The following is a 12,319-nucleotide window of genomic DNA, read 5'->3' as shown; positions in this document are numbered from 1 at the left end:
CCAGCCATAAACAGCTCTTTTTTCAACTTTCATCTTCACCATCCAGGCCATCAAGTTTTAATAATTTATCTACATCCAACAGCATCACCATTCGGCCGCTTACCGAAACCAAGCCATTAATAAATTCAGTGCTGACTTTTGCGCCAAAATTCGGTGCGCTCTGGATACTTTTTTTATTGACATCGACAACATCGGAAACAGAATCCACCACAACCCCGATGATTCTGGTTTTATCGGCCATTCGCGCTTGCAAGACCACAACTACCGTCAAAGGCGAATAATCGCTGTGTCCCAGTTGAAAGCGCTCGCGTAAATCGATGATAGGCACAATCGCACCGCGTAGATTGACCACGCCTTTTTCGTAGCTTGGCACATTAGGAATTCGCGACACCGGTTCCCAACTGCGAATTTCCTGAACTCGCAGAATATCCACACCATATTCTTCCTGGCCCAAGGTAAAGCTTAAAAACTGCAAACTAGTGTCCAACCTTTTTGCATCTTGCTGGTCTGTACTGCTAAGTTCGATTATTTCGGACATGACACGCTTAAGATTAGGTTTATTGATTGGCTAAACGCACCAGACCGGGGATATCAAGAATCAGAGCCACCGAACCATCGCCCAGAATAGTTGCTCCGGATACGCCTTCGATACGTCGATAATTCGCTTCCAGTGATTTGATAACCACTTGCTGCTGCCCAAGTAGATCATCCACGAACAATCCGCAACGCAAACCTTGTCCTTCCACGACAACTATTAAACCTTCGGTAAGCTTGGTGGTTTTCGCGGTAAGTACGTTAAAAATTTGATGCATTCTGATAATCGGCAGATATTGACCGCGTAACAGGAAGGTTTCCCCCTTGCCAGCCACCCGATTGAGCCTGTCTTCCTTAACGTGGAGCGACTCGATAATAGAACCCAAGGGTAAAATGTAGGTTTCATCACCAACCGCGATCGATTGCCCATCCAGGATAGCCAACGTAAGCGGCAAATGAATGGAAATAGTCGAGCCTTTGCCCAACTCGGAAAGGATTTCTATATTGCCGCCCAAGGCCTGGATATTGCGCCGAACCACATCCATCCCCACCCCGCGACCGGAAATATCGGTGAGCTTTTCGGCAGTAGAAAACCCGGGCATAAAAATAAGCTCATATGTTTGCTTATCGCTCAAGATTGCATCGGCATCGATCAGACCCTTTTCAATTGCTTTGGCCCGCAATTTATCCTTGTCGAGGCCTTTGCCATCGTCAGCCACTTCAATAACGATATTGCCGCCACGATGATAGGCTTCGAGTGTAACCGTGCCGGTTTCGGGTTTTCCTGCCGCCAGCCTGACATCGGGCATTTCAATGCCGTGATCCAGACTGTTTCTCACTAAATGAACCAAGGGATCACTGAGCAGTTCGACGACTGTCTTATCCACTTCGGTATTTTCACCCACCAATTTGAGTTCGATTTTTTTGCCGAGTTTGCTGCTGATATCATGCGCCAATCGCGGAAAACGGCTAAACACGAAACTGATAGGCAGCATGCGTATATTCATCACGCTTTCCTGCAACTCGCGGGTGTGCCGTTCTAGCTGAGAAAGACCGTTTTTCAATTGATCAAGTTTATTCAGTTCGAAATGCTCGCCTAATAAGCTGAGCATGGATTGCGTAATGACCAACTCCCCCACCATATTGATCAGGGTATCGATTTTACTGGTATCCACACGAATGGAACTTGAACCTTTCGGTGCGGCTTTTGCGTCTTCTTTCTTGCCGCTTTTACGCTCTAGCGAATTCGACTCGGATTCTTCAGCACGCGTCAGCTCTGGGCTTACGTCCTCGGTAACGCGATTTGCTACGGGGTTTATCGCTACGTCTGGAGCGCTGTGTAATGGCGGCGCTTCTGTTGGAGTTTGATAAATGGGTTGCTTGGCCAAATCGCAATCGTCTTCGACCCAATCGAAAATCTCGTCAACTTCTGTCTCCGGAATATCGCCCAAAACACTCAATTTCCAGGATAGATGACACTCTTCAGGATCCAAATCGTAAAGATCGGGTACCCCTTGTAAATCGACAGTTGTCGTCAAATGCCCCAAGGATGCCAACTCCCTAAACATCCGTACCGGTTCGTTACCGGTCTTCAGCAAATGTAAATGCGGACTGAATGCGATAACCCAGCCCGCTATTTGCTTTGCTTCATCAGCAGGTAAAGCCGTAGCGCTGTTTGACGCTAAGGCTTCTGGAGAGGGTTTTCCAGCCGAGGAACTTGACACGGCATTATTCAGCTCGTTATCCAGGGCTAGTTTATGCTCAGCGACATCGGACTGGTCAACTTCGCTGCCGTTTTGTATCGATTGCAGCATATCTCTCAGACAATCGACTGACCCCAACAACACATCCACCGCCGGTTGCGTGATTTTTCTGCGGCCGTCGCGCATTTCATCGAGCAAGGTCTCCATGACGTGCGTAAAGTCGGAAACAGCGGTAAAACCGAACGTTCCGCTACCGCCTTTTATCGAATGCGCGGCGCGGAAAATGGTGTTGATGTCTTCGACGTTAACATCCCCCAAATCAAGATTGAGTAAGCCCGATTCCATTGCATCAAGCCCTTCGAAACTTTCTTCGAAAAAAACCTGATGAAATTGCGCCATATCGATTGACATAGAATTACCCAGTGCTGAGATCTCTGAATAGGCGAATATTTAACCCATCACTTTTTTGATCGTTTTCAAGAGCTGGTCGGGGTTGAATGGCTTTACTATCCAGCCGGTCGCACCAGCATCTTTGCCCTGCTGCTTTTTGTCGGTTCCGGCCTCGGTAGTCAGCATCAACATCGGCGTAAACTTATAGTTGGGCAAAGCACGTAAGTCTCTAATCAACTCAATTCCGTCCTTATTCGGCATATTTACATCGGTAACAACGCAATCGAAGGCTTGCGCTTTAGCTTTATTCAAGGCATCCGCTCCATCAACAGCTTCTACCACGTTATAACCCGCGCCTTTTAAGGTAAACGCCACCATCTGCCTCATTGATGCGGAATCGTCTACAGCAAGAATTGTTGCCACAATTTTCTCCTCCAAATTTATCGAACATAATTTAAAACTGTTAAATCCTTTCAGACTGCCGTTGTCAGTTCACCTTGATCAGATTTACATTGCTGTGATTGTAGCTAAGCTCTACTAAGATTGTAGTTAGAGAAAGTTGATCTTGCCGAAAAACACTCATTTTAAAAATCTCTGACGTTTCATTGCCGACATCACCAACTTGGCGAAAATCCGTAAATACTCGCACGATGATTGTGGTTTAACTCGCATAACTTTGTTAAATCCTGTGCTATCTTCAAGTCCGATTCCGATGCTTCAATGGCTCCTCCCCAAAACCCATGATTTCATATTTGCATTATTTTGAGGTAGATGCAGCCAGCGTCTGTTATCTGGTTTGGATGTAAATTCAAACCAGCAACCCAATTCGATATGAGCTTATGAAGACTGTACCTTCCGATTATCTAAATGGTTTTACCTTAATAGAATTGATGGTTACCATCACAGTTGCGGGAGTTTTAGTGGGCGTCGCAATTCCAAGCTTCACTTCGATTATCAGCAGCAATCGACTCAGCACATCGACAAATGAGCTCGTAACGGCTCTTAACTTGGCGCGTAGTGAATCTGTAAAGCGTAGCCAATCTGTGACTGTGCGCAAAGTTGATGATAATTCTTTTACTCACTTGGGCGACACAGCCAATTGGGGGGGAGCTAACTGGGAAAATGGTTGGGATGTGTTTACAGATGCCGACAACGATGGCAATTACGAGACTGGCGATCTATTGATTAGATCTTTTCCCGGATTACATACTAATTTGTCTCTAAGGGGTAATAATAATTTTGCCAATTTCATTCGATTTACACCCAACGGCTTTATCAGCAACTCAGGAGGCGGTAGCTTTGCAATATGTGAAAGCAACAATATTTCCAAAGCTAAACTGATTATAGTCAAGGGTACAGGTAGGGCAAGAATCGCTCCAGATCAAGACCACGACGGCATTCCAGAAAAAGAAGATGGTACTGAAATTAGTTCTTGCACATCGGGGTTTTAACTTATGATCAAAAGCCACGGATTCACGCTTATCGAAGTATTGATAGCAATATTGGTATTAGCACTTGGCTTACTTGGCATGGCTGGCTTACAAGCCACTGCGTTGAGAAACAATGTCAGCGCCTACAATCGCAGTCAGGCTACGGAACTAGCCTATGACTTAGCTGACAGAGTGCGTGCCAATATAGCGGGCTTAAACACTTACACTACCGTACTGCCAACAAGCGCGACTGCCCAGTCAGATTGCTTAACTGTTAGCACTACCTGTACTGCTGCCGACATGGCTCAAAACGATTTGTATGAATGGAATAGTAACCTGACCACAACCCTTCCAGGGGGAACGGGTACCATCAGCGTCAGCAGCGGCGTCTACACAATTACTATTAACTGGGACGATAACCGCGACGGTAGCGTAAACAGCAGCGACCCAAACTTTCAGACGACTTTCCGCTTATGAAAACCATCAAACCTCAGCGAGGTGTGACCTTAATAGAGATCATGATCGCTTTGCTAATTGGCGCATTTTTACTTACGGGCATCATACAAATCTTTATAGGCAGTAGGCAAAGCTATCGAATGCAAGAAAGCATGTCCAGGCTCCAAGAAAACGGTCGATTTGCCCTGGAGTTTCTTGCTCATGATATCCGTATGGCCGGTTTTTGGGGCTGCCGCAATCCAACCAGTCCTGATACAGATATTGCTGGAACCAATAATAACGCGACAAATGGCGACAACATTGACAATGGCACTGACACCTTAACGCTGAAAGGCGCATTCGTGCAAACACCAACTGGCACCTGCGGGGATGCAGTCTTGAGCACTGACGGCTTTTACACCCACGCCACATCTACCATTACCTACAAAATCAATAATAGTGTTCTACAGCAGGACACAAACGGCTTAAACAATCTTTTGGTTGAAGGGATTGAGAATATGCAAATCTTATATGGCGCTGATACCAACAGCGACAACTCCCCAGACTACTACGTCGCAGCGGGAACTACAGGCCTTAACATGGCTCAAGTCGTGAGCATACGGATAAGTTTATTGGCTGCAACAATTGAAGACAACCTAACCTCGCAATCAATACCCTACACTTACAATGGCACCACTACAACCCCTTCTGATCTCAAAATCAGGCGAGTTTTCAGTTCAACGATTGCCGTACGAAATAGATTACCCTAATGGCGCATGCGATGAAGACACTATCAACCTCATTGGCAAAAAACACATATAGCAAGCTGTCTGGAAAGCAAAAAAAAATGTCGCGTCAATACGGTGCCGTATTGGTAGTCAGTTTAATCATGCTACTTCTGTTAACCCTAATTGGAGTTACAGGCATGCAAACCACTTCCATGGAAGAAAAAATGGCCGGTAATACTCGAGATCGGAGCATTGCTTTTCAGGCAGCTGAGTCGGCCCTTCGCGATGCTGAAAGGGATATAACACATTCTCGTAACTTGATTGGATATACCGGATTTTCAGTTGGCTGTGGCGGATCTACTCCAAGCACTGGAGACGATGGGCTTTGTTATAACGGTGGCACTGCTTACTCTACCGACATCTGGACAACCGTTAGTATGACAGCAGCGCCCAGTGTAGCGTACGGTCAAGTTACCCATGCCACAGCCATATCAAATCTTTCAGCTCAACCTCGCTATATTATCGAGGGTTTACCTAGTGGCACGGATGCTTACTACCGTATCACCGTTCGGGCTCAAGGAGTACTCGCAACAACGGTCGTATGGTTACAGGCAATATATAGGCAATCATGAACACGTTTAATCCCGAGAGGCAACCATGAACGTAATACGCATTCTGCTTATTCTGTTATTAAGCAATTTACCTACAGCAGGCAGGGCATTGACGCTCGCCCAAAGTCCTCTGTTCATTGCGTCCACAGAGCCTAGGGTTATGCTGCTGCTATCCAGAGACCACGAATTATCCAAAAAGGCATATACCGACTATACAGATCTAAATAACGATGGATCGCTCGACACTAGTTATAACGACTCAGTCTCATACTACGGCTATTTCGATGCCAATAAATGTTACACATATGTGACCGGAAATAGCCGGTTTGAACCTACAGCAAGCGTAAGTACTGGCACCCATCGGTGCAACGGAAGTACCTGGAGTGGCAATTTTCTAAACTGGGCAACCATGACACGATTAGACGTGGTCCGTAAAGTATTATACGGCGGTTTTCGATCGACCGATAATACTGGAACATCATTAGGTAGCACAGTACTTGAAAGAGCATTCCTGCCACCAGATGTACACGCATTTGCTAAGATCTACGCCCCAAATGGCACAACCGGCAATGGATCCGCAGTAAATCTATACACCCCATATTCTTCGGACTCAGGGATCACGCTATGTAATGTAACTGACATGGCGGCTGGTGTTCAAACTGGTTCCATAAATACCATAAACGGTGTAGGTACCTCTCCTGCACCTTTGATCAAGGTTACCGCTGGCGCATGGACGCAGTGGGCAATGACAGAGATTTTGCAGTGTCAATGGAAAGAGCAAACAGTCGAACCTTCGCCTCGCCCCAGCACTGCAACACATAGATTAACCGGCTCCAGCGACCTAACTGCTCGTGTTGCGGTTTGCGTACCCGGTATGTTGGAAGACCAATGTAAATCATATTTTACAAGGGCCAGCACACCGGTAGAGACGGTTAAACCCACCGGTCTACTGCAAAAATATGGAGATGTCGATGTGGAACGCAGAACCCGTTTCGGCCTAATAACCGGGAGTTACAAAAAAAATACTTCGGGCGGGGTATTGAGGAAAAATATTAGGGTATTGACTAATAACGCCAATACTTCCTTGACTAGCAGCACGGTATGCGGCGATAACAATTCTGATGATGAGATTGACGTTTGCACGGGTCAATTCATAAATCAAGATGCTGCAGATAGCGGAATTATCGATACGCTCAACCGGATCCATATTGCGGGCTACAAAACGCCTGCTGCAGGCTCAATAACAACTACACAGGTATGCTCGAGTGGATACAACAACAGCGCACCGTTTGCCTGCAACGCGAGTAACTTACTCTCAGGCACTAACGGTACTTGCGTTGACTGGGGCAACCCTTTGTCTGAGATGTATCACGAAGCTCTACGATATTTTGCTGGTAAAACATCAGCCTCAACAGCGTATGCTACCGATGACAGTTCGTCTACCGCAGTGATTGCGGGGCTTGGTCAAGCCACATGGGATGCGAGTTCTGACCCATTACCTTCAGCGGAATGGTGTGCATTATCTAATGTTATTGTACTCTCCACCGGATTGACCTCTCTGGATAACGCCACTATTACCACGGACATTTCAGGACTGGATCCCTCTAACCTGACCGATGCAGTCGGCACAGACGAAGGGGTCAATGGCACAGCGCAATTTCTCATAGGTTACAAAGGAAGCGCTTCATCGCCAACATCCCTAGACTACTTATGTACAGCTAAAACTCTACCTAACTTGTCTTCAGCCAGTGGGATTTGTCCAGAATTGCCACATATGAGGGGCGGATACCTAATAACCGGCCTTGCCAGATCCAACCGTTCCCTTGATCTCCGTCCGGGATATGCCACCAATCGAGCTGACCGATGGACGGGAATTAATTCTGACTGGGTAGCTCGGCAACCAATAGGCACCTATACAGTCGGTTTAGCCGAAAACTTGCCAAGCTTCGAAATTACCGTTGATTCTGGCAAAATCAACTTAGTCCCTGCTTGCCGATCCAACGGTTCGACTACCTGCAGTATGACTGATTTACGGGTAGAGAATTATTCCCCTACCGCTGCCAGTTTCCTTGTATCCTGGGAGGATGGTTCTGCTGGTAGCGACTATGACATGGATACTATCGGACGCATTCAATACTGTGTCGGTAGCGCTTGCTCACCAACAGTCCCATCTAACCAAATTAAAGTCACTGTATCCTTGGCTCAGTCTGCGACTGGTTCCGGCATGGAACTGGGTTATACCATTTCAGGGTCAAGTACAGATGGAACTACTTTCCCCATTAAAATACCAGGAACCGCAACCTGCGATCCCTCTACAGGAACTGGTGCAAACGCCAATTTTTTTAGCCTACTTACTACACCTTTCTCTTCTCGCCCTGCTAGTGCATATTTAACCTGGCCGGCTTGCCCAGCACCGTTTAACACAACGACACTTCCCGCGGGAATTGTTAATGCCACTGGCTGTCCTAGCGGTAGCAATTGTGGTTGCCCAAAAGCTACAATTTATACTCATACAACTACGCCAGCAGCAGGTTTGCTAAAAAACCCTCTCTGGTATTCGGCAAAATATGGCGCACCTTTAAGCTCTTGGGACTTGCAGAATAATGTCACTCAGGCGTTAACTCCAGATGGTGAACCAGATAATTTCTTCGATGTGCGTAATCCGGCTACGCTTTATAACTCTTTGGCAGCTGTTTTTGACAGAGCCTCTCAACCGGACGCATCAGCAGCATCTGTTGCTACCAACTCCACCAGCCTACAGATCGAAAGTAGAGTATTCCAAGCCAAGTTCTCCAGTGCAGATTGGAGCGGGCAATTATTGTCTTACCGAATCAATACTAGTGGCGTACTTAGTACTACGGCTGAGTGGGATGCAGGAACAATTATCAACTCTCAGGACCCTTTTACTGGAAGAACTATTATCACCAAAGGCGCAAGTGATGGTGTTGCGTTTGCTTATGCCAATCTTACCGGACCCTCGACAACTGTAGGAACAGAACAAAACTACCTCGACACAAACTACACTGGCATTACCGTTGACAATTGCGGCCTTGAGCGGGTGGATTATTTGCGTGGCGATGCCAGCAACGAGGGAGAATCTGGTACTTTGACCTGCGCATCTACCTCTTCAATCAGCAAATTTCGCCCGCGCCAAACCAGTAAATTGGGAGACTTTATTAACTCTAACCCCTGGTACGTTGGGTCGCCGGCTGCAGGCTATTCTGATATCCTCCACCCCGGTTATAGTACGTTTAGAACTAACAAGTTAAACCGTAAACCCATGGTTTATGTAGGTGCCAATGACGGCATGTTACATGCGTTTGACGCATCCTTAGATTTTAGTACTGTGACGGTAGGTGTTCCAACCGCCACATCGGGCAAAGAGTTACTGGCTTACATTCCGTCAGCTGTATATCCTAATTTGAGTAGACTGACCACAAGGAATTACCGATCAGATCACCGATATTTCGTCGATGGATCACCAATGACCGCAGATGCGGACGTTGGCACAACTTCTACGCCCGATTGGCGGACAGTTTTAATCGGTGGTTTGGGTGCTGGGGGCAAGGGTTATTACGCGCTCGATATATCCGATCCAAGCAGTTTCAGCGAAACCGGAACCGCACCGGCAAACACGTTGCTTTGGGAATTCGATGATAGCGACATGGGTTACACTTTTAATACTCCACCGACCAGCCTGAGCACTAACCAAGCAAAGCAAATCGTTAAACTGGCAAACGGTAAATGGGCGGCTATTTTAGGAAATGGTTATAACAGTAGCGCAGGCAAGGCCGTTTTATACGTGTTGTTTATAACAGACGGCATTGACGGTAGTTGGGGCGCAACTGATTTCGTCAAAATCATCGTCGATAGCCCCACCGCCGCAGATAATGGGCTTTCAACACCGGTGCCAGTCGATACAGACTTCGATGGTTACGCCGATACGGTGTACGCTGGTGATATAAAAGGCAACATGTGGAAATTCCTTATAGGCCCCAACAGCAGTGACAACACGGTTACGAGCAACTCTTCGACTTGGAAAATAGCTTTTTCCAGTGCATCCTGCGCCACCACAACGCCAAGCACCTGTACCCCACTATTCAGGGCCATGGACAGCAGCAGCCAATCTCAACCGATCTTTTGGCCTCCTGAGGTAACCGCACATCGTGGCGGACAACTTGTCATGTTTGGCACCGGCAAGTATTTGGAAACATCTGATAACACTAGCAACTCGACACAGACCTTCTATGGCATATGGGATAGAAGTAACGGCACGACAACGATAGGTACCAGGGCAGCCGATTTATTACAGCAAACAATAACCAGCAATTCGACAACTACGGCGGGAACCTTTCGGGTTCCAAGCACTAACTCAATCAACTGGCGCCCCAGCACCGGTGGCAGCGCGGCAAATTGTTCAGGGGCCTGTACTCCAACGCACATGGGCTGGTACATAGACTTACCAAGTACTGGAGAGAGGGGGACCGGAATCCCAAAATTAATTAATAACGTTATTTTTTTCAACACCTTAATACCTTCGACAGCGGTCTGCGACTCTGGTGGAACAGGATGGCTAATGTCATTGGATTATTTAACCGGAGGAAAAGTAACTACACACAGAATATTCGACACTAACGCTAGCGGCACAATCGATAGCAGCGATATCGAAGTAGGTGGTTTTCAAGTTGGCGCTGTTGTAGGTGGTACAACCTTGATTCAAAATCAATTATCCACCAGCAATATCGGTGTGGGCGTGTCAGCCAAAACATCAGGAACTTTAGCCAGCACACTCATTAACTTTGGTACTAGCGGCTCCGGCGCAAGCAGTACTTTGAATCGCTCAAGTTGGCGCGAGCTTTTTCGATGAATAAGCATTACCAATTAAATATCTATCGCGTATATAAAAATACCCAAATAATGTAATTAAGGCTTTGCAGGATACCAACTATGAAACAAAGACAAACTGGAGTTACACTTGTTGAGCTAATGATCGCGGTAGCGATCGTGGGTATTCTGGCCGCAGTAGCTTTACCAAGCTATCAAGACAGCATGCGGAAATCGCGCAGAGCCGATGTAAAAGCAGTGTTGCTTGGCTTATCAAATGCTATGGAACGCCGCTTTACTGAGACAAACAGCTATTGTGACGCATCAAGCACTGGTACTGCGGTAACTGGCTGTGGAACAGCTACCGGCGATACCGGCACACCGTCAATCTACACAGTTCCAACGGGAACTGCTGGCCTTTACACTGTAACAATCAGTGCGGCCAGCTCCAGTACCTACACCCTAAGTGCCACACCGACCGGAGCTCAAACTGGAAACGGCATACTCGAATTGACGAATACTGGAGTAAGGCGCTGGGATAGAAATAATGATGGAGATTTTTTGGATACGAATGAAACCACTTGGGACTAATTGTCAATACCGCGTTTCGATAACTAGATCATTAACATCGCATCGCCATAACTAAAAAAGCGATACTTTTGCTCAATAGCATGCCGATAAGCATTCATAACCCCATCATAGCCGGCAAATGCGGCAACCAACATCAACAACGTCGACTCAGGCAGATGGAAGTTGGTCAGCATGGCATCGACCGATTTGAAAGAGTAGCCCGGCGTAATAAATAAATCGGTATCACCGAATCCAGCTTGCAACACGCCGCTGCGCGATGCTGACTCCAACGCTCTTACCGCGGTGGTGCCTATAGCCACGACCCGGCCACCTCTCGCCTTTGCCTGGCTTACCGCGTCCACACACACTTGAGAGACGCTATAAGATTCTTTATGCATCACATGCTCGGATAAGTCTTCGACGCGTACCGGACGAAAGGTGCCGCTGCCGACATGCAAAGTCACGAAGCTGCGCGCCACACCTTTTTGATCTAAGCGATCCAAGATTGCTTGATCGAAATGTAACCCCGCCGTGGGTGCCGCGACCGCCCCGATTTGTTCGGCAAACACGGTTTGATAACGATCCAAATCGCTCGCTTCGTCAGTCCGGCTAATATAGGGCGGCAGCGGAATATGCCCTACTTCGTCCAATAGCTTCAACAAGCCAGCTTCTGTTTCAAACCGCAGTCGAAACAAATCGTTATATCTGCCAATTACTCTGCAAATCGCACCATTCTCCAAGGTCAACATGGCATCGGTCTTTGGCGACTTACTTGCTTTAACATGAGCAAGTGCGGTATGAGTATCCTCGATACGCTCTATCAGCATTTCGACCTTACCGCCGCTAGACTTATGCGCGAACAAGCGAGCAGGCATCACTTTGGTATTGTTAAAAACCAATAAATCGTTGCTGCTTATCATGTCTACGAAATCAGCAAACTGGCAGTCTGCGATTGCCGCACTTTGTCTATCCAAACGCAGCAACCGACTGGCGCTCCGTTCCGGTAGCGGATATTGAGCAATAAGTTGCTCAGGCAACTGGTAATTGAAGTCGCTCTTTTTCATTACAGATATTATTAAATGACTTTTAAACAG

10 protein-coding genes are annotated in these 12,319 nt (G+C 47.1%); 6 read left to right on the top strand and 4 right to left on the bottom strand.

All coding sequences use genetic code 11. The annotated features are described in order from the left end of the window. Nucleotides 1–22: 22 nt before the first annotated feature. From NP589_RS06510 to NP589_RS06500, 3 genes are read right to left on the bottom strand one after another with little or no spacing between them, the layout of a single operon-like run. The gene (locus tag NP589_RS06510) at nt 23–538 is read right to left on the bottom strand and encodes a chemotaxis protein CheW (protein ID WP_036277601.1); all 516 of its coding nucleotides are present in this window, start codon (nt 536–538) and stop codon (nt 23–25) included. Between the two features lie 19 nt (nt 539–557). Further along, on the bottom strand, nt 558–2,648 hold the full coding sequence (locus tag NP589_RS06505) for a chemotaxis protein CheA (protein WP_256606246.1): 2,091 nt from the start codon (nt 2,646–2,648) through the stop codon (nt 558–560). Nucleotides 2,649–2,687: 39 nt separating this feature from the next. Beyond that, nucleotides 2,688–3,050, bottom strand: coding sequence for a response regulator (locus NP589_RS06500; protein WP_026146892.1), 363 nt, complete (start codon nt 3,048–3,050; stop codon nt 2,688–2,690). Between the two features lie 416 nt (nt 3,051–3,466). Here NP589_RS06500 and NP589_RS06495 point away from each other — a divergent pair, with 416 nt between their 5' ends. The 6 genes from NP589_RS06495 to NP589_RS06470 all read left to right on the top strand — a co-directional run bounded on the left by NP589_RS06495 (nt 3,467) and on the right by NP589_RS06470 (nt 11,246). After that, entirely contained in the window at nt 3,467–4,078 is a 612-nt protein-coding gene (locus tag NP589_RS06495) for a GspH/FimT family pseudopilin (RefSeq protein ID WP_256606245.1), read from the top strand. A 3-nt stretch (nt 4,079–4,081) separates the two neighbouring features. Then, a complete protein-coding gene (gene pilV / locus NP589_RS06490) occupies nt 4,082–4,534 on the top strand; it encodes a type IV pilus modification protein PilV (RefSeq protein ID WP_256606244.1) in 453 nt (150 codons plus the stop codon). Then, nucleotides 4,531–5,262: a PilW family protein gene (locus NP589_RS06485; protein WP_256606243.1), complete on the top strand. Its 732-nt coding sequence runs from the start codon at nt 4,531–4,533 to the stop codon at nt 5,260–5,262. Before pilV ends, NP589_RS06485 begins: the two co-directional genes overlap by 4 nt. An 11-nt stretch (nt 5,263–5,273) precedes the next feature. Next, the gene (locus tag NP589_RS06480) at nt 5,274–5,852 is read left to right on the top strand and encodes a pilus assembly PilX family protein (RefSeq protein ID WP_256606242.1); all 579 of its coding nucleotides are present in this window, start codon (nt 5,274–5,276) and stop codon (nt 5,850–5,852) included. Nucleotides 5,853–5,877: 25 nt separating this feature from the next. Then, nucleotides 5,878–10,698, top strand: coding sequence for a pilus assembly protein (locus NP589_RS06475; protein ID WP_504137420.1), 4,821 nt, complete (start codon nt 5,878–5,880; stop codon nt 10,696–10,698). Nucleotides 10,699–10,778: 80 nt separating this feature from the next. Next, on the top strand, nt 10,779–11,246 hold the full coding sequence (locus NP589_RS06470; RefSeq protein ID WP_256606240.1) for a type IV pilin protein: 468 nt from the start codon (nt 10,779–10,781) through the stop codon (nt 11,244–11,246). 23 nt (nt 11,247–11,269) lie between these two features. On the opposite strand, the gene queA is transcribed toward NP589_RS06470, so the two are convergent. After that, entirely contained in the window at nt 11,270–12,289 is a 1,020-nt protein-coding gene (queA, locus tag NP589_RS06465; RefSeq protein ID WP_256606239.1) for a tRNA preQ1(34) S-adenosylmethionine ribosyltransferase-isomerase QueA, read from the bottom strand. Nucleotides 12,290–12,319: the final 30 nt, after the last annotated feature.

It is taken from the genome of Methylomonas rosea (assembly GCF_024505055.1).
Lineage (GTDB): Bacteria > Pseudomonadota > Gammaproteobacteria > Methylococcales > Methylomonadaceae > Methylomonas > Methylomonas rosea.
This window is presented reverse-complemented; position numbering and strand designations above follow the sequence as displayed.